21 protein-coding genes are annotated in these 22,664 nt (G+C 40.7%); 11 read left to right on the top strand and 10 right to left on the bottom strand.

Annotated features, from left to right (window positions below; translation table 11 throughout):
- Window positions 1-4: 4 nt before the first annotated feature.
- Window positions 5-2,347 (bottom strand): S8 family serine peptidase, encoded by a 2,343-nt coding sequence (locus EHO58_RS04855; RefSeq protein WP_135678936.1) that lies wholly within the window; start codon window positions 2,345-2,347, stop codon window positions 5-7.
- A 531-nt stretch (window positions 2,348-2,878) separates the two neighbouring features.
- On the opposite strand from EHO58_RS04855, the gene EHO58_RS04850 reads away from it, so the two are divergent.
- The 6 genes from EHO58_RS04850 to prfB all read left to right on the top strand — a co-directional run bounded on the left by EHO58_RS04850 (window position 2,879) and on the right by prfB (window position 10,178).
- Entirely contained in the window at window positions 2,879-3,616 is a 738-nt protein-coding gene (locus EHO58_RS04850) for a TetR/AcrR family transcriptional regulator (protein WP_135625770.1), read from the top strand.
- Window positions 3,617-3,649: 33 nt separating this feature from the next.
- On the top strand, window positions 3,650-4,030 hold the full coding sequence (locus tag EHO58_RS04845; protein WP_135625771.1) for an iron chaperone: 381 nt from the start codon (window positions 3,650-3,652) through the stop codon (window positions 4,028-4,030).
- Between the two features lie 163 nt (window positions 4,031-4,193).
- Window positions 4,194-6,842 (top strand): valine--tRNA ligase, encoded by a 2,649-nt coding sequence (locus EHO58_RS04840; protein ID WP_135678934.1) that lies wholly within the window; start codon window positions 4,194-4,196, stop codon window positions 6,840-6,842.
- 29 nt (window positions 6,843-6,871) lie between these two features.
- Complete coding sequence (gene purD, locus EHO58_RS04835) at window positions 6,872-8,143, top strand: phosphoribosylamine--glycine ligase (RefSeq protein ID WP_135678933.1); 1,272 nt, start codon at window positions 6,872-6,874, stop codon at window positions 8,141-8,143.
- A 4-nt stretch (window positions 8,144-8,147) separates the two neighbouring features.
- The gene (locus EHO58_RS04830; RefSeq protein ID WP_135678931.1) at window positions 8,148-8,993 is read left to right on the top strand and encodes a hypothetical protein; all 846 of its coding nucleotides are present in this window, start codon (window positions 8,148-8,150) and stop codon (window positions 8,991-8,993) included.
- An 81-nt stretch (window positions 8,994-9,074) separates the two neighbouring features.
- Window positions 9,075-10,178: a peptide chain release factor 2 gene (prfB, locus tag EHO58_RS04825; RefSeq protein WP_135678929.1), complete on the top strand. Its 1,104-nt coding sequence runs from the start codon at window positions 9,075-9,077 to the stop codon at window positions 10,176-10,178.
- Here prfB and EHO58_RS04820 read toward each other — a convergent pair.
- The 4 genes from EHO58_RS04820 to EHO58_RS04805 are packed head-to-tail and all read right to left on the bottom strand — an operon-like array spanning window position 10,175 to window position 13,475.
- Window positions 10,175-10,738: a TetR/AcrR family transcriptional regulator gene (locus EHO58_RS04820; protein ID WP_135625775.1), complete on the bottom strand. Its 564-nt coding sequence runs from the start codon at window positions 10,736-10,738 to the stop codon at window positions 10,175-10,177. The two genes, prfB and EHO58_RS04820, sit on opposite strands and share 4 nt — an antisense overlap.
- Window positions 10,735-11,409 (bottom strand): ABC transporter ATP-binding protein, encoded by a 675-nt coding sequence (locus EHO58_RS04815; RefSeq protein ID WP_135678927.1) that lies wholly within the window; start codon window positions 11,407-11,409, stop codon window positions 10,735-10,737. Before EHO58_RS04815 ends, EHO58_RS04820 begins: the two co-directional genes overlap by 4 nt.
- Window positions 11,409-12,656, bottom strand: a complete 1,248-nt coding sequence (locus EHO58_RS04810; RefSeq protein WP_135678925.1) for an ABC transporter permease — start codon at window positions 12,654-12,656, stop codon at window positions 11,409-11,411. Before EHO58_RS04810 ends, EHO58_RS04815 begins: the two co-directional genes overlap by 1 nt.
- A complete protein-coding gene (locus EHO58_RS04805; RefSeq protein WP_135678922.1) occupies window positions 12,657-13,475 on the bottom strand; it encodes an efflux RND transporter periplasmic adaptor subunit in 819 nt (272 codons plus the stop codon). It lies immediately after the preceding gene.
- Window positions 13,476-13,732: 257 nt separating this feature from the next.
- On the opposite strand from EHO58_RS04805, the gene EHO58_RS04800 reads away from it, so the two are divergent.
- Entirely contained in the window at window positions 13,733-14,104 is a 372-nt protein-coding gene (locus EHO58_RS04800; protein WP_135625779.1) for a DoxX family protein, read from the top strand.
- A 371-nt stretch (window positions 14,105-14,475) separates the two neighbouring features.
- Here EHO58_RS04800 and EHO58_RS04795 read toward each other — a convergent pair whose 3' ends face one another.
- From EHO58_RS04795 to add, 4 genes are all read right to left on the bottom strand, one after another.
- A complete protein-coding gene (locus EHO58_RS04795; RefSeq protein ID WP_135625780.1) occupies window positions 14,476-15,834 on the bottom strand; it encodes an adenylate/guanylate cyclase domain-containing protein in 1,359 nt (452 codons plus the stop codon).
- Window positions 15,835-15,922: 88 nt separating this feature from the next.
- Window positions 15,923-17,284 (bottom strand): DUF805 domain-containing protein, encoded by a 1,362-nt coding sequence (locus EHO58_RS04790; RefSeq protein WP_135678920.1) that lies wholly within the window; start codon window positions 17,282-17,284, stop codon window positions 15,923-15,925.
- A gap of 7 nt (window positions 17,285-17,291) precedes the next feature.
- Window positions 17,292-17,852 (bottom strand): GyrI-like domain-containing protein, encoded by a 561-nt coding sequence (locus EHO58_RS04785; RefSeq protein ID WP_167483189.1) that lies wholly within the window; start codon window positions 17,850-17,852, stop codon window positions 17,292-17,294.
- A gap of 63 nt (window positions 17,853-17,915) precedes the next feature.
- Complete coding sequence (gene add / locus EHO58_RS04780; RefSeq protein ID WP_135678915.1) at window positions 17,916-19,250, bottom strand: adenosine deaminase; 1,335 nt, start codon at window positions 19,248-19,250, stop codon at window positions 17,916-17,918.
- Between the two features lie 119 nt (window positions 19,251-19,369).
- Between add and EHO58_RS04775 the strand changes: the two genes are divergently transcribed.
- The 3 genes from EHO58_RS04775 (at window position 19,370) to EHO58_RS04765 (ending at window position 21,162) form a co-directional block, all read left to right on the top strand.
- On the top strand, window positions 19,370-20,566 hold the full coding sequence (locus tag EHO58_RS04775; protein WP_135678912.1) for a DegT/DnrJ/EryC1/StrS family aminotransferase: 1,197 nt from the start codon (window positions 19,370-19,372) through the stop codon (window positions 20,564-20,566).
- A gap of 100 nt (window positions 20,567-20,666) precedes the next feature.
- Window positions 20,667-20,855, top strand: a complete 189-nt coding sequence (locus EHO58_RS04770; protein ID WP_135678909.1) for a DUF4160 domain-containing protein — start codon at window positions 20,667-20,669, stop codon at window positions 20,853-20,855.
- A gap of 28 nt (window positions 20,856-20,883) precedes the next feature.
- Window positions 20,884-21,162, top strand: a complete 279-nt coding sequence (locus tag EHO58_RS04765; protein WP_135678907.1) for a DUF2442 domain-containing protein — start codon at window positions 20,884-20,886, stop codon at window positions 21,160-21,162.
- Here the strand turns inward: EHO58_RS04765 and EHO58_RS04760 are convergent.
- Entirely contained in the window at window positions 21,155-21,754 is a 600-nt protein-coding gene (locus tag EHO58_RS04760; protein ID WP_135678905.1) for a hypothetical protein, read from the bottom strand. The genes EHO58_RS04765 and EHO58_RS04760 overlap by 8 nt on opposite strands.
- Before the next feature lie 94 nt (window positions 21,755-21,848).
- Here EHO58_RS04760 and EHO58_RS04755 point away from each other — a divergent pair, with 94 nt between their 5' ends.
- Window positions 21,849-22,664: a carbon-nitrogen hydrolase family protein gene (locus tag EHO58_RS04755; protein ID WP_135678903.1), complete on the top strand. Its 816-nt coding sequence runs from the start codon at window positions 21,849-21,851 to the stop codon at window positions 22,662-22,664.

Raw genomic sequence — 22,664 nt, 5'->3', positions numbered from 1 at the left:
AGATCTACAATGTAGATGCAAAGTAAAAACTTCTGATATCCGAATTACCGTTTGCGTCGGTTACCTTCATCTCGAAGGTCCAACCCGGTCCCCACCAATAAGTTGGGGGGCCCCACATATAACCGGAACTATTATATTTCGTAGAACCCGCGGCACCCGGTAAGGTTCCTTTTACGTGACTCCAAACATAAGGTGGAGTTCCTCCCGTAGCCGTAAATTGATGGTTCCATGATTGTAAATACATTCCGGACCAACATGCGGGTTGTCCTGGTGCTCCACAATTGGATGTGATCTTAGGCGGAGGAAGTTCTGCATTCATCGCAGTCAAGGTGGCGCCGATATTGATCCTTCCACATCCATGCCAATTCGTATTGGTCAGAACTGTCGCACTATTACACATTTTTTCTTTCACCATACTAGGGTGAAGATCCGGACTTCTGGCTAAGATGATACTCGCAAACGCGGCAACCATAGGAGCCGCCATAGAGGTCCCGTGATAATTTGCATATCCGTTCTCTAAAACGGTGGAATAGATATAAGTTCCAGGCGCTGAAATATCAACTTTTCCGAAATTTGAAAATGATGCTCTTTGATTATAACTATAGAAATAATCCAAAGCGCCCACGGAGATGACTTCATTAAAACTAGCAGGGTATGCTGCACGATACTCCGGAGTGCCCGGATAGGTAGAAATCGATCTATTTTCATTCCCGGCGGATGCCACAATCACGATTCGTTTATTATATGCGTAAGTAACGGCATCCCGTTCCGCGGTATTCGTAAACACCTGTAGTTGACAACCTAACATACAATATGTGAAACCTTCTCCGCCCAGACTCATGTTGATCACCTTGGCTCCCCTTCTGGCAGCTTCAAGAATTCCCATGGCCACTTGTATATCGCTGGTTCTCAAATCGTTTGCTTCCGAAGAGTAGGAGAAAACAGGGATAGAAAGAACCTTACTATTCCAATTGATTCCAGCACCTCCGGTGGAATTATTCGCTGTGGCCCCTATAATCCCCGCCACATGAGTTCCATGAGCCGAACTTCCATAAATCGGTTGTTTCGGAACAAAAATAGGACCATAATCCGGATATGTGTAAATGAAAGGCATGGTCCCTACAATTCCCTGGATTTGTATAGGAAGAATAACGGACTTAAAAATTACCGAAGGACCTTGAACAACTCGTCCTTGAAGGTCCGGATGCCCGTCGTCCACTCCGGTATCGATTACGGCAATGGTCATATCAGGATCGCCTTGGCTAATATCCCAGGCATCATAAGCTCCGATTCGATTTAGATAACGTATCTGCTGGCCGCCATAGTAAAGAGAAGCTTGGGGATCATTCGGAGAAGTAACACTGGAATCCACATAATTATTCAAACTAACTTGTTCCACATTCGGATCCGCGGACAGTTGAAACAGAACTTCCAGAATATCCATCGTAGCTCCGAACACCAAAAGATAGGTTCTATCGAATCCTACCGCAGAACTCGCTTCGGGATCCAAATCGCCTAAATTATCGGAAAGAGGATAAATTTCACCGCAGCCGTATTTTTTCAGGATCAGATCCGTGGATTCCAATCCGGCTCCCATATATCCTTCTGGTTTGAGGATCTTAGTGATCTTGGTTTTGAATTTTACAATTGCAACTCCTTGTATGAAAGGAAGAGCTAAATTAGATTCTTTTAATGTGATTTGGGGAGCGAAGGTGTAACCAGTATCCGGAGAAAATACTAAAGAACTAAAATCGGTCTCCAAAATCAGATTCGCATCCAAGCCGTTTACAATTTCGAAAGGAGAAGACTGTTTGATGATAATTTCGTCACTGGATAAAACCACCGGATATTGTTGTCCGGATCGGATCGCGGTACCGTTCGCACTAGTAAGTCTCAATTTGATTTGTTTATAAAAGCCGGATTCCAATCCCATCCGTTTTAGAATCAAAGCAGGACTCTGTTTTGCCTTTAAAAGATCCAATTCGTCAACGAACGTGGCCTGTATCGTGCTCGTTCCCTCAGAGGAAACCAATTCTATTTCTTTCAAAGAGATCTTTAATTGGTCCGGTAAAAAATCCACAGGCTCGGAACTTACGGAAAGACTGGCCGAAACCTTGAAAATCGGGGAGGAAGCAGAGTTAGTCTGGTATTCTCCGGATCGAAATTTGTCTGCATACATTTCCACAATCTCCGGAGAAGTGGTCGGAAGTTGTGAACCCTGTTGCCCCACGGACAGGCTGAATGTTAAAAGAGAATTCAGCCAATTCTCGGAAGATGTCGACTTATTACAGGAAATAGATAACAACGCAGAGACAAGGATTGTTATTCCGATAATTTTCCGATTCATACCCACCTCGATATTCGTAAGCCTTTCGATCCCAATAGGGCTTTCTAAGTATATGTATATTCACTATATTTGAGACAAATTCATGGAAGAAAAGACCGTTTTCGAAAAAATGAAGGCCAAAAACATACGGTAGACGAAACATTTCGAAAATTTTCTAAAAACCATACCCCAAATGGGGAACTATGTCTTTACACAAATCAGGAGAGAAACCCGGATTTAAAAACAAATATTATAATTACGGAATATATATCCGGAACTAAATTTCGTCTAACGTTCCCAGCCCAAGGCGGCGTGTTTTTTGGAGGCGACGCGGAATTTAGATTCCGGCGCAGATCCCTCGAAGTTATAGGGGACCGACCGACTGTCGGTTTTTCCGCCAGAAAGTCAGGAAACATTTTTCATTTTATTTGTTTCCTTTGTTGATTTTTTTGGCCGATGTTTTGAAATATGTTTGACCGACGCATAGTCGGATGTATTGTCAAAACCGACTAACGGTCTATACCGACCGTCGGTTTAGCAGGAGGAACCCCCATGATCCCAGCGAAAATCTCCACAAAAGAAAGAATTCTAAACGAATCCAGAAGGCTATTCTTCGAAAAAGGGTACGAAACCACATCCATTCAGGATATTCTATCCGCTTTAGATATAGCTAAAGGCACCTTTTATCACCATTTTCAATCCAAAGAAGAACTTCTGGAAGAGATCGCCGTGCAATTTGCAAAAGAAGCACATGCGGCTATGCAAGCAGAGATTGGAGATTTAGGATCAGAAGGCAGCGGCCTGGATAAACTCCGCAGAGCACTCATTGTTGCAAGAAACTGGAAAAAAGGCAAATCGGAAGAAGTTCGCTTCCTTCTGGAATCCCTTTTCTCCGCAAGCAATCTTCAATTGAGAGATAAGATACGACGCAAATCCGTGGATTTAAGTTTTCCATTATTTGCTTCTTTGATAGTAGAAGGCCAGCAGGACGGATCACTCAGAAGTGAATTGAGAGCAGATCACTTGACTTCCATTATTTTTGACCTAAGCGATGCTTTAGGTGAAAAAGTTGCTTTCTATCTTTTAGGAAGAAGTAAAGAATCCGAGGCCGATCTATACGACTTGATGCTTTCTTATCACAAAACGATAGAAGATCTGCTCGGTTGCCCGGATGGCGGATTAGATTATTTTAGCAGAGAAGATTGGAGCGAACTCGCTCAACTTTTCAAAGGTGGTGCGGTTTCGGCCCCAAGCTTGGAACCTTTACCATTGGTTGCGAACGCAGGTTAAGTGAAAAAAGGGTCCTGCCCCTAGGACAAATATATGCTACTTTATGCTTTAGTTCCCACACTTCCTAGATTGGATTCAAATTCAAATCCAGATGTGGAGGACTATTTAGAAAGAACTCCTTCCGTAAGGAGTGAAAAATTACAGGATTTGGTGGATTCGATCCGAGAAGAATTTTCGGATCTTAGAGAAAGTTTGAAATATGGTATGCCTACTTTTGAAAGGAATGGGCGATGGGTCGCATTCTCGAACCATAAAAGTCATCTTTCTATCTATTTCTGTGAAGAATCTTTTGTAAGAGCATTTCGTGCCAAGTATCCGAAATCGGAAAATGGCAAGAACTGTGTGTTGATCAAGGATAAAGAGAAGTTCCCTTCTTCTTATTTGAAAACACTGCTCAAAAAGACCTTACAATAAGGAAAGAAACCTCTCTCTAAATACCTCGTTATAAAACAGATCTTTATGTTTTAAGGCCATAGAATAGACTCTATGGCCTTTTTTATTAGTATTCTCTTTTAATTACGGGATCAGTACGACTTGACCTCACCCTCCGACGGAAAATTCTATCCGAACGAAGGCTATGAAGAAACAAATCAGCGATCGCTACGAACCTACCAGCGTAGAACCGAAATGGATCTCTCTCTGGGAGAAGGAAAAAAGTTTTGAGCCAAACCTCAAAGCAGGGGAATCTTTTACCATCGTCCTTCCTCCTCCTAACGTGACCGGAAGCCTTCATATTGGTCACGCACTCAATCATACTATCCAAGATATTCTGACCCGTATTGAACGTAAAAAAGGTAAATCCGCTCTTTGGGTTCCGGGCACTGACCATGCGGGGATTGCTACTCAAGTAGTTGTAGAAAGGGAACTTGCGAAAGAAGGCAAAAAGAGAACGGACTTCACAAGAGAAGAATTCGAAAAGAAAGTTTGGGAATGGAAGGAACATTCAGGTGGAATGATCCAAAACCAACAAAAGCTTTTGGGAGAATCCGTAGATTGGTCTCGTTCCAGATTCACCATGGACGAAGGGTTGTCCAAAGCTGTTTTCAAAGTTTTCAAAACATTATATGATGAAGGTTTAATATACAGAGGAGAAAGGATCATCAACTGGTGTCCTAAAACTCTGACTGCTATTTCCGATCTGGAAGTAGAGCATAGAGAAGTGAAAGGGAAACTTTATCATCTTCGTTATCCTATTGTCGGCCAACCAGGCAAATATCTGATCGTTGCTACTACAAGACCTGAAACTATGTTCGGAGACGTTGCAGTTGCGGCTCATCCGGATGACGAAAGATATAAATCTTTAAAAGGTGCGGAGTTGGAACTCCCACTGACAGATAGAAAGATCCCTCTCCTATTCGATTCTTTCGTAGATAAAGAATTCGGATCCGGTTTGGTTAAGATCACTCCGGCTCATGATCCGAACGACTTCGAAGCTGGACAAAGATTAGGGCTTAAACCATTATTAGTAATGAATCCTAATGCGACCCTGAATGAGAACGCAAGAAAATATGCAGGATTAGAAAGATTCGTAGCTCGTAAAAAAGTAATCGATGATCTGCAAGCTCTTGGTCTGGTAGAAAAGATAGAAGAGCATACTCATTCTATCGGTCATAACTCCAGAGGTGGAGAAATTATAGAACCTTATTTATCTACTCAGTGGTTCTGTAAAATGAAACCTTTGGCTGAACTTGCGATCCAAGCAGTTCAATCCGGAGAAACCGAGTTTGTTCCTAAACTTTGGGAAAAAACTTTCTACGAGTGGATGAACAATATTAGAGATTGGTGTATTTCTCGCCAGTTATGGTGGGGACATCGTATCCCTGCATATCATTGCAAAAACTGTAAGCATATAGAAGTTTCTGAGACTAATATTCACAACTGTCCTAAATGTAATTCCACAGAAGTGGAACAAGAAACTGATGTTTTAGATACTTGGTTCTCTTCTCAACTTTGGCCATTCTCCACCTTAGGTTGGCCAGAGAATACGGAAGATCTTAAAAAATTCTATCCTACTTCCGTTCTTGTAACCGGATTCGATATTATATTCTTCTGGGTAGCCAGAATGATCATGATGGGAAAGAAGTTTCTAGGTAAGGCTCCTTTCCAAAAAGTTATTATCCACGGATTAGTAAGAGATAAAGAAGGTAAGAAGTTTTCTAAATCCATAGGAAACGTTATCGATCCTTTGGACATGATGAATAAGTACGGAACCGATTCTTTCCGTTTCTTCTTAGCTGCTACTTTACCGGAAGCAAAAGATGTTCTTTTTGATGAAAGCAGATTAGACGGTTATCGTTCTTTCTGTAATAAGATCTGGAACTCCAGTCGTTTTATTCTTATGAATATGGATGCAGATTGGAAATTAGAAGATCTGGAATCTAAGTATGGTTCTAAATTAGAACCGATGGACAAATGGGTCCTTCATAGATTCAACGAAACTCTTGCGAATTACGAAAAAGCATATTCCAAATTTCTGTTTTTTGAAATGGCTTCTCAAATATATGATTTTGTTTGGGGAGATTTCTGCGACTGGTATATCGAGTTAGTTAAACCGCGAATTTACGGCAAACTCGGCGAAGAATCTCAAGAGATCGCAAAACAAGTACTTGCAAGTATTCTAATTAAAGCATTAGGACTTCTTCATCCTTTTATGCCTTTCTTAACCGAAGAAATTTACGAAGTATTTAGCGAAGGAGATTTTTTGATCCAAACTCCTTTTCCAATATCTTATAATGTTTCCGCCGGCGATGAAGGCGTTCAAAAAACGATTATTCTGCAAGATGTAGTAACCCAAATCCGTGTTCAAAGAGCGGAGAATGGTGTTCCATTAGATAAAAAATGTAAAGTGATCTTGAAATCTTCAGAATCTTTAGTTACTTCTGCAGTAAAAGACTTTGAGTTCTCTATCTTACAGTTAGCTCGTTTAGAAAGTATAGAAGTGAATGCAAACTATACCGGAGAAAAAACGGACTCGGTTGGAGCATTCCGTTTCGGAGAAGTAATTCTTCCATTAGCAGGAATGATAGACTTCGAAAAAGAAAGAGCACGTATAGACAAAGAATTGCAGAAATTGATCCAAGAAGAAGAGAAACTCGCTTCCAAATTAGGAAACGAGAACTTCATCGCAAAAGCGAATCCGGATGTGATCGAAAAAGAAAAAGAAAAACTCAAAACTGTCCGTGATAAAAAAGAAGTTCTCCAAAAAGGTTTGGAAAAACTAGGTTAATTTTTCGGACTAAACCGCGGTGAAATATTATGTCTAAGATCCTTTTAATCGGCTCTGGTGGTCGTGAAAGCGCTATTGCTTATAAACTTCGCCAGTCCCCTAAACTCAGTCAATTACATGTTTTTCCAGGTAACGGAGGTTTTCCTGATTCCGAGGTTTTAGCTCCGAATTCTTTCGATTTAAAGAGCAAATCATCCGTTCAAAGTTTCATTCAAAAAAATGAATATGATTTAGTGGTAGTCGGTCCGGAAGATCCGTTAGTAGACGGGATCGGAGACTGGTTGGCAGAGATAGGAGTTCCGGTTTTCGGACCTTCTGCCTATTGCGCCCAGATAGAAGGTTCAAAAGAATTTGCAAAATCCTTAATGATAGAAGCCGGAGTCCCTACCGCAAAGTATGCTTCGTTCGAAAATTATGAATCAGCATATTCTTATGTTCAAAAAGAAGGAGCGCCGATCGTAATCAAGGCAGATGGTCTTGCTGCGGGCAAAGGTGTAACCGTTTGCACCGAACTTTCCCAGGCGACACATGCGCTAAAAGAGATCTTTTTAGATAATAAATTCGGAAAAAGTGGATCCAGAGTTGTTATAGAAGAGTTCATGGAAGGACAAGAAGCTTCTATCTTTGCGATCAGCGACGGAAATACTTATTTCACTCTTCCTGCTGCCCAGGATCATAAAAGAGCGTATGACGGAGACCAAGGACCGAATACAGGCGGCATGGGCGCATACTGTCCCGCCCCGATCGTCACTAAAGAAACATTAGAAAAAGTGAATACTCTGGTTTTCCAACCCGTATTCGAGATTTTCCGCAAGAAAGGAAATCCTTACAAAGGTCTTCTATATGCCGGATTAATGATAGATACAAAAGGAAATCCTAGAGTTGTAGAGTTCAATTGTAGATTCGGTGACCCTGAGACACAATGCGTGTTACCAATGTTAGAAGGTGACTTACTCGAAATTTTCCAAGCATCTGCCAAAGGGGCACTTGGAGACGTAAAAATAGGTTTGAAACCCGGAGCATCTACCGTAGTCGTTTTGGCCGCGGAAGGTTACCCCGATTCCTATGAAAAGAATATTCCTTTAAATTTACCTGAAACAAATAGTAAAGATCTGGTAGTTTTTCATGCTGGCACTTCAAAAAAGGATGGAAACTTAATATCAACAGGTGGAAGAATTCTAGGAATCTCTTCATACGGTAAGGACTTAAAAGAATCTGTGGATAAGGTTTATTCTTATCTAAGCGGTTTTAAAATTTCCAAAACCTTCTTCCGTAAAGATATCGCGAGTAAAGCTCTTTAAGTTTATGCCTTTTCTAGTTTCTGGAAATATCGATTTAGTCGAAAGGTCGAACCTTCGCAAATTAGAAAAACATTTAGGGATCATTCTATCCCCTCATCAATATCCTTTAGAACAATATAATCTAATTCGTGCTTCCTTAAAACAAAAACTGGATTCGGATACTCTGATCCGTTCCATGACACGAAGAGAACTATTATCTTTTATTTATATACTCACTCAATTCGGTGATGTGGTCCAAAAGGAAACTCCTGACGAATACTTGGATGTGGAAAATGTTCCGGTCGTAATCGAATGGCAGGCCGGTCATTATATGATCCCATACGAAGTTTTGGATTTTTTAGCTCAATCAAGAGTGTTCCGAAACCAAAACTACTTATTCGCATTGATACCTGCGCTTCCGAGCAAAGAAAAGAAGGCATGGTTAGAATGGATCGGCGCAGGATACGGCAGAACCTTTCCTCGCGAGATAAATCACGAACTATATTTCCAATGCAGACATCTGCAAAAACCTTTCCAAGGTAAAAGTTTAGTCCAAGAGGAATCCATTCGATTGGACCAACTTTGGGCTCCGGGCAAAAACGAAACAGTAGATTGGTTTTATAAAGGGATCATGCCTTTTTATTCTTCCATGAAGGAACTTCAACGTTCCGAAAGAGACCCGTTCCTACTGCATGTTTTGGATCTGATCCGCTCCGGAAAACTTGTCCTAAAACGACTCCCGGAAGAATTTGGCAGAAAGGAAGAATACCAGCTTGTCTCCACGGTAGAAGGAAACACTCCTCAACTCAGAGACACAGTATTTAGTTGGGAAGAAGCCAGAGAAGAAAGCGAAGATTTCCTCTTTCGATAACTCTCCTTTACAGGACAATCTCGGACTGCACATCCGTAAATTTGCAAATTAGATTAATATTATATATTTTATTGGACCGAAATGGAAGTTAAGAACGCCAAGGAACTGAAGCGCCTTTCTAAAGAACTTCAAGAGAACTTTTTAAATCGCTGGAAACTTTTGAACCTGGATAAAGACCAGGACCAGCTAAAATCATATAATGATCGTATCGCAGAGCCCACTTTTTGGGATAATCCTGACCAAGCAAAATCGATCAGCCAAAGAAAAACAGAATTAGAAAGAAAACTGGAACCTTGGGTCAATATCAGAAGAGATATATTAGATTTTCCTGATTTAGTTGAGCTCATATTCGATGAAAAGGGAGAAGATGGAGTAGACGAACTCAGCTCCGAATACCAAAGATTAAAGTCCGAATTCGAAAGACTAGAACTTTTAGGCGCGTTAAACGAACCGGAAGATATGAAACCTGCCTTCTTAAATATCCATCCGGGTGCAGGTGGAACAGAAAGCCAGGACTGGGCAGAGATGCTTTTCAGAATGTATCTGAAATATTTCGATAAAAAAGGATACCAGTATAGCGTTGTGGACTTCCAAGAGGGAGACGGTGCTGGGATCAAAAATGCCACCATACACGTGATAGGCGATTTTGCTTACGGATTTATGAAATGTGAGAATGGAGTTCATCGTTTGGTTAGGATCTCTCCTTTCGACGCAAACAAACGTAGACATACTTCCTTCGTATCCGTTCACGTGAGTCCTGAGTTAGATGATGATATAGATATCAAAATAGAAGATAAAGATATCAGAGTGGATGTGTATCGTTCTTCCGGTGCCGGTGGACAGCACGTTAACACGACCGACTCCGCAGTTCGTATCACTCATATTCCAAGCGGAATCGTAGTTGCTTGCCAGAACGAAAGGTCCCAGATCAAAAACAGGGACACCGCTTTTAAAATGTTAAAAGCAAGACTTTATGAACTGGAACAAGAAAGATTAAAAGACGATCTGGAAAAAAAATCCGGAGAGAAAAAAGACATCTCCTGGGGAAGTCAGATCCGCTCTTATGTATTCCATCCTTATAATATGGTGAAAGATCATCGCACGGATCAGGAAACTGGGAACGTACAAGCTGTCATGGACGGAGATATAGAACCGTTCATCATGGCCTATTTAAAAACTCTTTAATATTTCTCCTGAACTCCTTCCAAAAAGATGGTAACGATCGCGTCGAATGCCATCGTATTTGAATAAGGACTTTGGAATAAATAAGTCGGATTTAAGATCCCATCCACTGCAGCCAATAGAATATCGATCGTCAGCTCCGGTGTGACATCCTTTCGTATCTGTCCTGCTTTCTGTCCTTCCCGAAGAAGGTCCGCTAAACTCAATATCCTTTGCTTTCGGAACTCTCTCATAGTAATAAATAGATCCGGACGAACCATCTCTATGTCCTTGGCAAATGTTTTGGACATCTTAGATCCCAGATCCGAAATAAAGAATAAAATCTCCTTTAAACGATCGATCGGATCCTTTGCCTTATCCTGCAAAACCTTATCGAACTTTGTTTGGACCTTGGACCTCATCAGCTCGAAAACGGAATCGATGAGTTTATCCTTGGTATCATAATATTTATATAATGTTCTTTTACTAATGCCTATATGTTTTGCGATCTGATCCGTATTCGTTTTAGCAAAACCGGAGGACAAAAAAAGTAGAAAGGTTCTTTCTAAAATTCTTTCTATCATTTTTCCCCCTTACCGTTAGAGATCATACCATCCACAAGTTTGATCTGTCTCTTAGCAGATTTAGCGAAATCAGGATCATGAGTGACCATGATTACCGTAGTATCTTCTGTCTTATTGATATCCTTAAAGATATCCATTACAATCTTTGCGTTGGCTGAATCCAGAGCACCTGTAGGTTCATCTGCAAAAAGATATCTGGGTTTCATTACTAATGCTCTTGCAATGGAAACCCTTTGCATCTGCCCTCCGGAAAGTTTAGAAGGAATATGATCCAACTTATCTCCCAAATCGAATCGTTTTAAAAGACGGATCGCATCTTCTCTTTTTTCTTTTAGTTTCCCCGCTTTTAAAGCAGGCATCAAAACATTCTCCAAAGCGGTGAACTCGGGAAGAAGATAATGAAATTGGAATACGAATCCCATATGAAGGTTTCTAAAGGAATGCAGATCCGCTTGAGACAAGGAACTGATCGTTCTTCCGTCTATACTGATCTTTCCTTGAGAAGGATCATCCAAACTGCTGATCAAATACAAAAGTGTACTTTTACCGGAACCTGATTTTCCGGTTAATGAAACGAATTCATTCTCTTTGATCTCAAGACTAATGCCCTTGATGATATCTGTAGGAGGCTTTCCGAAACTTTTTATAACGTTTTCTAAGATGATTCCCATTATTCGCCTCGAATAATCTCTATTGGAGAAAGTTTACTTGCGGATCTTGCAGGAAAAATGCTCGCGATCAATGTAGCAATAAATGCGAGTAAGAACGCTTGAAAATAGATAGAAGGTGCAAATGAAACCATCATCATTCCGGATTTTGTTTGCATGAGAGGATTTGAAAAGGATACATGCTCCAGTCTTCTGCAGATTAGATTTCCGAGAAACATTCCTAAAACTCCGCCTGCCACTCCCAAGATCAGTCCTTGGATCAGGAATATTTTAAGGATATCATTCGCCTCATAACCTATGGACCTAAGGATCGCAATCTCCCTTCTCTTCTGTCCGATCACAATATTTAGAATATTATAAATTCCGAATCCTGCTACGAGCAGGATAGTTCCGACCAAAGCATAGCGGATCGCATCCTGCATTTTAAATAGGGATATAAATGTGGCATTCACATCCTCCCAGCTTTGCACTTTCACATCTCCTGTTTCCGCCCATTCTCTCGCCTTGGAAGTCGCCTTAGAAACGTCCTTCAAACGAATTGCAATATCGCTAATACGATTCGGAGTTTGGTTTAAACTTTGGACATCCGCCAAATTTGCAAATGCAGTGCCATCATCGATTGCCTTATTTCCCATTTGAAAAGAAGCGGCTATTTTAAAAGGAATAGGTTCGGACTTTCCGGTGCTGATATAAACCGTATCAGAGATCCTGGCCCCGAGTAAAAGTCTTAAGCCTTCTCCGATTACAAGTTTGTTTCCACTTTCTTTAATTTCTAAAAAATCACCTCGGATAATATTCTCGTTAATCCTGGCAACTTTAGCTTGGAATTCAGGCTTCACTCCGATGATCCTTCCTGCTTCTGCGATCTTTCCTCTTCTATATATTACTTTTATCTGAAGTTGCGGAGAACTTGCTTCTACTTCCGGATCGGAAGCGACTTTTTTCTGCCATCCTGCTTGGTTTTCGATCTGTTCAGTATCCCTTCTTCCCGAAGGAGGAACGGACCAAAAAGGGATTTCTTTAGAATGAAAAAGTACCTGGTCTAAATCCTTCTCCCCTATAATTTTTACCTGAGAAGAGATCCGTATATGGGCATCGTTATTTACAAGTTGGTCTATCAAATATTCTCTTAAACCCAACATGATCCCGGAAATCACTATATAAGCAGTCGCTCCTAATATAATCCCGAGCAGGGTAAGGAAAGTTTGTTTTTTGCGGGCGGACATTTGCCTAAGAGCAATAAATAACATTTATTTATCCTCCTGAACAAGCACCTTATCTCCTAAACGTACATCTCCGGAAACAAGCTCGGCATATTCTCCATTCGTAAGTCCGGTCTCTATTTCCTTAATACGAACTTTACCGTTTTCTAATATTTTAACTTTTCCGGACTGGATCCCTTTAACCGGGACCAATATTATATTCTCTTTACTAGAAGTCTCTATCGCGACATCGGCGGTCATTCCGGGAAGTATCTCGGCAGGAATTCCAATCGGAGTAATATGAACTTGGAATTGCCCATCTGCGGGATATACAGACTTCACTTCTCCTTCGAAATTTTTATCACCCAATGCTTCAAAGCGAATCCGGACCTTCTGCCCTTTTTTGACCTTTACAGCTCCCTTTTCTTCTAAAGACACAGTCAGGTATCTTTTTTTCAGATCCATCACTGTTACAACCGGAGTCTGAGGAACCACAGTTTCTTTGGTCTCGTATGCAACGTTAGTCACCACTCCTGCGAAAGGAGATCTCATAGTCCCAAAACTATCAAACTCTACGAGAGGAGACCCTTCCTGGACCTGATCCCCCTCTTCTACGTAAATTTTTCGAATGGCAGAAGGTATCGCGACCCTGAGATGATACACTTCCGAAGAGCTGACAGTTGCTAATCCATACACGGATTCAATGATAGAGCCCTGGATAATTTCTGAGGTATCTGTGTTGGAATTCCTAGCTCTCCAAACAAAAAGAATCAGAAGTAAGATTGCCGGAAGAATGCCCCAAAGCAGAAGTTTAGGTCTTTCCTTAAACTGAAGAATCCAACGATCGAACGGAAGAGAAATTTTCATGGCCTTGTCCTAATACCACTAGGACGGATAGAATCAGAAAAAGTAAACTATTTTATTGCATATTAGTTTACATATAAATATGTCAAATTGGCACTTTTGCTATACTTAAAAATCCAAGCATTCATCGAACCCATCATTGAACCGCAGTGTAGGAGTTCCTACAATCCGATAACAGTTCGACAATCTACTTCGATTTATATTTACAACGGAAGAAGAATTAATAACTATATCGAATCTCAAAACCAGAGAGGATTTATATGAACAAAACAGTTATTAAAGTTTTATATTGGGGAACCACAGGCCTTATCGCTGTTGGAAATTTATTTGGAGCTTATGCATACACAAGCCAAAGCCCGCAAGTATTGGAAGGCCTCGCTCATCTAGGCTATCCTGGATACTTAGCTCTAATTTTAGGACCTGCGAAGGGCTTAAGCGCACTTGCGCTTCTTTATCCTAAATTTCCAAGACTGAAAGAATGGGCTTATGCGGGAGTCACCTTTAACGTGTTAGGTGCTGGACTTTCTCATCTTTTGGCGAAAGATCCAAATTTCGCGACTCCATTTATTTTCTTAGTTTTAGTTGCTGTTTCGTATACTACTTGGAGAAAGTTAGAAGCTGATAAAGCTTAAGTAACGATCTTTTTGTAGGAGTTCCTACATGTGCCGGAGCTCGCCCCCGCCCTGCATTGGGATTGGGGGGAGTGGCTCGTGGGAGAGCTCCCACTCCCATATCACAAATTCCTAATCCTTTCAATTAAATTTTGCCACTCTTTTGTTGGAGCTCCAACAATGTATTTTTACTTGCACAATAATTTCCTTTGCTTTCTATCTGCGAGGGATCGAGCCGTGGTTACAAAAATCGCGAAGGCGATTTTTTGACCGGAGGTGAGAGCCCGGTCCGAGCAAAGTAGACTGTTTGGTGTGCCCTCGATAAACGCCTCCGGCTATCTCGGGCTCGCTCACTTCCTATGGGTCGCTCGCGAGGACGCGGCCAAAACTTTTTAAAAAGAAACGATTGGTTCTCTTCTTCCGAATTGTTTGCCGTATTCTTCCCAGAATTTCCCGTTTGGGTTTCGAGGATTTTTTCGGTCTCTGAATTCCGGTTTTAATCCTAATAGAAAATACATGGAGGTTTTTTGTTTGTTCTTCACCGGAAGTTTTCCGCGAGATTTAAATTGGAAATATTCATCCGTTAAATCCACGATAGATTGGGTTACGTTCACTTTGCCTGGTTCACTGTTTGATTCCATTCGACTTGCAAGATTAACCGTGTCTCCCCATACATCGTAGGAAAACTTTCTTGCGCCGATAACTCCTGCAACCAACGGACCTGAGTGGATCCCTATCCTTGCCTTCCAGTTGGGACCTTTTTTTAATTTGGATAATTCTTCTAAACGTTCCAGCATTTCTAATGCGGCGAGTAAACTGTCTACCGCATGCGATGATCTATAAGAAGGGACCCCGGCCACACACATATACGCGTCCCCGATCGTTTTCAATTTTTCTAATCTATGCGTTTCTGTAACCGAATCGAAATGTCTAAAACAAAAATCCAATTCTTTTACCAGATCGTTCGGTGTAAGTTTTTCAGCGATGGAAGTGAATCCGTAAAAGTCCGTGAATAAAACTGTCGCCTGGGTAATTAGCCTCGGCTCTGAACTTCCTGTCTTTTTGAGCTCTTCTGCGGTTTCTCTCGGGAGTATATTCAGTAATAATAATTCTGTTTTCGCTTTTTCTTCTTTGAGAGAACGATCCGCCTCCCAAGCAGCTTGTGCTAATTCTTTACCTATGAATGAAAACCATGCAACTACGAGGATCAAACTAATAAAATAAAAATAACTTCTGTATTTCGGATCTAAACTAAGGATTGGTTCGAAAAAATAAGGTATGATATGAACAGCAACGAATAAAAGTGCAAGCGCCGCTTCCATCATATAGATGTATTTCTTTTCTTCGGGAGGGAAAATATAAAAAGGAAATGCAAAACTTGCGATAATATATAGATCTAATCCGGCCTCTTGAGGTAAGATCCTGGAGATCATCAAAAGTTGCATTGTTCCTACAGCTGCAAGTAAAAGTCTCGCTGCCTTATGAGAACGAATAAAGTTCAAAAATAGTACGAAAGCGTATCCGAATACATTCGCTGTCCAAAGTAGGTAGAGCCAGATCGGAAATACTAATCCAAAGCCGGTGAATACGATATAATAAACTAATGTAAATATTGCCGTAATTAATACTACGGCATTGGTCGCGACTATGTATCTAGCCCCAGGCGCGTCTTCTACTCCGATCGATAATAATTTTTTCCAGATCCTTTCTGGGATCCGGCAATATTCGAATAAGGTTTTGAAAACGCTCATAGCCGACTATTTAGTTGGAATTTTAAGATGTTGGAAATACTTATTTATCCGATATTGCAAAATTCGAAACCGTCGACTGCTCATCGTCTTACGAGGAAACTTCGACAGAGTTACGTATATGGTCCAAAACTCTATAATGGATCTTATGCAAAATCCAATGGATCCAAACATTCCAGTAAGTGGTGGGACCAAATTTATTTAAGAACCAGGTTCTTCCAATCAGAAGTGTCTCATTCTTTCCTAATGAAACAAGTTGGAAACTCCCCTTTTTAGAAGCAAAGTATCCGTCTAGATGTGTAGGCCTGATATTCTTATAAGGACTCAGCTCTTTCATTGCATCCGGTTGACGGACAACATCAAATTCCAATGAATTGTTCTCATCCCAATTGGTGATCTCTTCTACGAATACTCCGTTATTAAACTCACAGTATCGAATTGCACCGATTCCTTTTCCTTCTACTCTTGCACGAACCGGATAAGAAACTCCAGCATTAAAGATAAGTTCCTTAGGTTCGGGTATATCAGAAAATTCGAATAAACCTTTCCAAACCTTTTCTTTGGACGCGGAAATTCTCAGACTGGTTTCGACCATATACCAATCGGATTTCTTATCCAAATTCGCTTCCAGATAAGCGATCGAAGGTAAGATCAAAAATAAAAACGGCAAAATGGAAGATACAAGTTTCGACTTCGTCTGAAGAAGATACGCAATTCCTCCACCCAGAAACCCAAGAAAGTAGGCCAATGGAGCAGCCATCATAAGGCAGATAATTCCTTCCAAGGCGACTATTAATGTAAGAATGCCTGCTATTGAAATCGCTGTAAATGAGATGAGCATTGCTTGTTTAAAGTCGACGGGCTCCGCTCTGGAATACAATATTACGGAAGTAAATCCTATAATAAACGGCCCGCCTACAAACAAACTTGCTCCGTATGCTTTTAATATATCTGTAGAAAAAATACTGAACAGAAGCGAAATACTCGTAGCAAAAATGATCGACCAAATAGAGACGATCAGTTTGGACTTCGGAAAGAATTCGGGAGAAGATCCGACTTCTTTATTATTATATAAATTTTCCGGAAGTACGGATAACAAAAAGAACATTAGAAAGTTCAAAAATGGAACAAAAAACAAAAGTACCCAAAAAGAACTTAAACCTATACTTCTCAACCTCTTGATACAGAATATTGTGCCTAAGTAAATAAAAGGCAAAGAGACCAAGAGTAAGGTAAAATAAAATCTGGATTCTTCCGGCTCGAATTTTTGTAGGACGATCTTTCCTGGATCTTTAAAATATTCGGAGATCCACCATAAACGATCGAAAAATATGTAAGCTATAATTCTATCTATACTATATTTAACGAAGAATAGAATTACTCCCGTAATGAAAAATTTTTTGCGATCGATAGGAATGGAAACATTCAGATATTCTTTCAGCTGGGAAAACATTCCTGCCTCAATCGATCCCGGATGAATCTAAAGGGAACAGATATTTCGTATTTTTCTCAGTGATTGGTTCGTAGATTTCCATTGAAGCTTTTCCATTCATATCACAACCTTTTTCTATACAGGCCTTCATAAGTTCCGGATAAACTTTAAAAATTCCAAGGAAGATAGAAACAAAACTTTTGAGCGGAAAGTCAGCAGATAGATATCTTTTCTTTTCGATAACTTTGTATTTTAATGGTAAAGAGAATCCGGAAGGAATTTCAGTGATAGGTTCTGAAAATAAAGCCCCTACTTCACATCTTAATTTTTCTTCCGGAACAGTATTCGGATTATCTTTATAGATCCCGAACAGTTTGTAATTTTTGAATCCTTTCTCCGGAAATTCTTTTTGGATGGCCTCGAAAGTTTCCCCTACGTTTCTATAATTTCCCACTCTATCATGTGATAGAACGTAGAATGGTCCTAATGTTTCTTCCTTTACTTGAACGGTATCAAATGCGCCCAAATAATAAGAATAACCGACACCTGAAACGATTAGGGCAAGAATAACACCTAAGAAAATTTTCAACTTCATCTTAAACTCCGGAAGGGAATTCTAAACGAAGAATGGTAACGATTGCAAGAAAGAAATTTACCGAACGCTAGGTTCTAAGAGACCGTATTTCTCTTTTATTTTTTTGATCTGGACTTCCATATCCTTCCAAAGTGTTTCTTTTTGAGGATGGAAAGTAGCATATACACCTTGTCTGATCAGATCCACGATCTCATCCAAGGAGAAGTCCAAAAATCTCCAAAGTTTAAAATATTCGTAAGTCAAGTTGACGTTAAATATTTCAGGATCATCCGTATTGATACAAAGAGGAAGACCTTGGTCGTAATAATAACGAACCGGGTGATTCTGTTCCTTACGAACATATTTTCCGGTAAACACGTTAGACGTAACACAAATCTCTATCGGGATCTTATTCTCCCTTAGATAATTTACCAGTTCTGGATCTTGGATGGCAGAAGTTCCGTGACCGATACGTTCCGCCTTACAAAGTTCTACAGCTTCCCAAATCGCCCAAGGACCATCGTCTTCTCCTGAGTGTGCAACCGTTCTGAGTCCTGCTTCTTTAGCTTTTTTGAATACTTCTGCGTAATCCCGAGCAGGCCCCATAAGCTCCGCTCCGCCTAATCCGATCCCGATAACTTCCTTATGTTTGAGTTTCAGAACTCTATTTAAGTTGTTCATCGCATTTTCAGGACCAAAAGATCTGGAAACGTCCACGAGAAGTCGGATTTCAATGCCGTCCTTCTCCTTCTCCTCTCGAATACCTTCAACGAGTTGGCTTACCATCTCGTCGAAGTCCAAACCGTTTTGGATAAACTTAGAAGGAGCGAAGAATACTTCGGTATATAAGATCCTATTCGCTCTCATATATTCTGCGAGACTTCCCACAAAATAGTAAAGGTCGGCAGGCTCTTTCACCAAACTTTGGATGAAGAAGAATACTTGGATAAAACCGTTTAGATCCTTAAAATTAAACTTAGCTTCAAACTCTTCGTCGCTGAGTTGGATGCCGTTTTTAACCATGAGCTTTTTCATGGTGTCCTTATTAACGCAGGCTTCTAAGTGAAGATGGATCTCCGTCTTAGGCAATTCTCTGATCAGGTTAATGACATCTTGGTCTTGTAACTTTTTAGAAGAAAGATCCGCAGGTTCTAAAAATGCCGAAGCAGTTCTTTGCCCTGAATCATAAGCGTCGGAGTCGCCTAAAAGCCAACGAGGCGGATCTGAAATTTCCAGATCCAAAAGTCGGATCCTTTCGTTGAGTAGATTATTGATCTGTTTATCGAAAGAAATTTGAAGAGAAGAAGAATAGGGCCGATCTGCAGGGAGTCTGCTCTTCAGACGGTTCAATTCGGAGACATCCCGGTCTAAGATCCGGATTCTTTCCAAAATTTCTGAGAAGGTCACGCCCACGGGAGCAGGGTAAGTAAAACCCCGTCGGATTTCAATTCGGAAAAAGATTCTGAAGGTTTTCCCCTTATCTTTTCCGGAAATCTTCCGATCCTAAAAGAAGCGCCGGAGGATTTTGTCTCATGATCACAGCAAGAAAAACGTTTTTACCTTTCGCACTCCCCTCGATTTCCGAAAAAGCGATCGAAGAAGTGGCGGCGGTACTGCGCTCCGGCTGGATCACCTCGGGACCGAAAGTAAAAGAATTCGAAGAAGAATTTGCAAAATACACTGGAGCAGAATTTGCCCTGGCAATGAATTCGGCGACGGCAGGACTTCATCTTGCTTTAGAATCCATAGGACTTTGTTCCGAGGATGCAGTGCTTGTCCCTGCAGTAACATTTACCGCCACCGCAGAAACGGTTTGTTATTTCGGCGCAGAGCCGATCCTTACAGATGTTGACCCGATTTTCAACCTGATGACCGAGGTTACTTTAAAGGAAACCATTGAAAAAGAATGTGTGTTTTCCAAAGGGAACCTGGTTCATAAAAAAACCGGAAAGACAGTGCGTGCAGTTATGCCTGTACATCTTGCAGGTGCAGTTTGTGATATGGATTCCATCAATTCACTCGCGAAAGAATATCATCTTTATGTAATTGAAGATTCCGCTCACGCCTTCCCCGCAGTTCATAAGGGAGAAAGGATCGGGACTCACGGTGATTTTACCGTATTTAGTTTTTATGCCACCAAAGGGATCACAACCGGAGAAGGTGGAATGGTCACCACTCGTCACGCTCACTTTGCAGAAAGAATGAAATTGATGAGACTTCATGGGATCAATAGAGAAACTTACGGACGTCCGGGCTGGTATTACGAAGTGGTTTCTCCGGGTTATAAATATAATATGAGCGATATCGCTGCAGCACTCGGACTTGTCCAGCTTGCAGAGGCGGAGGACCTTTGGAGAAGAAGGATCCAAATCGCCGAGATCTACCGCTCCGAATTTGCAGATTTACCTTTTTTACATCTTCCTTTGCCTGCAATCAACGGGGAACATTCTTGGCATTTATTCAGAGTAGAAGTAGACACTGTTCCAGGAAAGATCAACAGAGATATTCTTTGTTCTGAATTACAAAAACGGAATATAGGTTCAAGCCTACATTTTATTCCTCTGTACGAGCACCCTTTCTACCAAAGATTCGGATTCGAAAGAAAAAATTATCCGAACGCAGATGCAATGTATAAAAGAACTCTTTCACTTCCTCTATTCGCGGGAATGACAGATGGTGACATAGAAGATGTTGTCACTGCAGTAAAAGATATTTTTACAGATCTGTAAGTGTAGAATTTACATTAGAACCGTCAGAATCAATATTCCGAGGTTAACTCTGCTATTTAATTGGTTTTGCTCAAGTTTCAAAAACTAGTGGCAAAACCCAATGCCTACGGTTTTAAAAATATTCGGATATCGTTTTCATTTCTATTCGAATGAAGGAAATGAACCCCCACATATTCATTGTCGAAAAGAAAATTCGGAATGCAAATTATGGTTAGATACTGTATTATTAGCCGAGAACAAAGGATTTCGAAATCATGAAGTTCGAGAAATCGAAAAGCTTGTATTTTAATATAGAGAGCGATTTTTAGAGGCGTATAATGAGTTCCACGGCTGGCAATAATCTAATTACGAATGTGCCTGCGATCAAAGTTTGGGTAGAAAATCGTATGGTCTATCTAGAACTAAGCGATGGCAGAGTTTTAGGATTTCCAGCAGACAGATTCAAATTACTTAAAACCGCTTCGGATTCACAACTCCAAGAAGTTCAATTAGAATTAAAAGGACATGCTCTCCGTTGGGAAAGTTTGGACGAAGACCTGACCGTGCAAGGAATACTAGAAGGAAAATTTCAGCTCCCTCTAGAACCTTCTACTTAAAGAAAATATAAAACAAAAACACCTTCACAAAAAGTACAAGAAACCCATCTTCCAAGTCGGAAGCTTCTTCCGCTTTTTCGAAAGAAGAAAGTGCGATCATCCATTCTTCCACTTCTTCTGCGATATCAGAATCATCGAAAGCGGAAAGATCTATTTTTTTATAACCTGCTTTTGGGATCTCTACTCCGCATACCAAACATAAGTCCGAAATAATATCCAAGGATTCTTCTCGGACTAGTTCTGAAAATTCTCCCATTTCTTTGGTTTCCATCAAAACGGATTGTCCGAGCTCCAACACATCTTCCATGACTGCTTCGGAATCTTCTTCCTCCGCTAAATCTCTCCAAGAACGTAATGCTTCCAGAAGAAGGTCCGCAAGTTCCAAAACTTTTTCGGAAGCTTCTTTTTTGTCTTCTTCCGACAAATTCTCCGGGAGTCCTTGTAACCAGGAAGTTTGGACTGCTTGGATAGCCCCTTCTCCGCTGCTTAAATATCTGAGCAAAAGATAAACGAGGGCCCAAACATTCTCCTTATGCTTTTTTCCGGAGTAGAAGTTTTGGATGGATTTGAATTCTTTCAGGGCGAATGCCATACTTCTCCTAAATTTTTCCAGGAACTAGCTTAGACAAGCAGAATGTATAGAATATCATTTTGCATTTTGACTAAGGATCTGGAATACTGAGTCTATGCACCGTTTTCTTTTAGGACTGATCCAGTTAAACAGCGGAACTGATGTGGATATGAATCTGCAAAAATGTGAGAACTTCATCCGAGAGGCCGCTTCCGAAGGTGCTAAACTTGTCGGTCTTCCGGAAAATTTTCCTTTTTTAGGATCTGAAAAGGAGAAGTTAGAAAGATCGGAAGAGATCAAAACTAAAACACTAACCCTTCTTTCAGATATATCAAAAAAACTGAATATAACGATTCTCGCGGGAGGATTCCCTAATCCGGCTCCAAACGGAAAAGTTTTTAATACTTCTATCATTTTCGGGCCGGATGGAAAGGAAAAATTCGAATATCATAAAATCCATTTATTCGATACCGATCCTGGAGACGGAATAGAATATAGAGAATCCAGAACCGTGGAATCCGGCCAAGTTGTTCCGGAAACTTACAAAAGTCCCGAGCTTGGAAATATTTCTTCTGTGATCTGTTATGATCTACGTTTTCCAGAATTATTCCGAGAAATTATGAAGAAGGATGCGGAAATGATCTTTGTTCCTTCTGCCTTCACCAAAATCACAGGACAAGCTCATTGGGAAGTTTTACTAAGAGCAAGAGCGATCGAAAACCAATGTTTTATATTCGCTCCCGCACAAACCGGAATTCACTTAAAAGGAAGGGAAACCTACGGACATTCTTTAGTAGTAGATCCTTGGGGAAACATCTTAGCCGATGCAGGAGAAGGCGAAAAATTACTTTTAACAGAGATAGATCTGGAAGAAGTGCAGGTAGTCCGTAAAAAAATACCTGCACTAAAACATCGAAAAATACATTCTTAA

The organism is Leptospira selangorensis, assembly GCF_004769405.1.
Lineage (GTDB): Bacteria > Spirochaetota > Leptospiria > Leptospirales > Leptospiraceae > Leptospira_B > Leptospira_B selangorensis.
The sequence above is the reverse complement of the archived record's forward strand: the minus strand, read 5'-3'. Positions and strand labels throughout refer to the sequence as shown.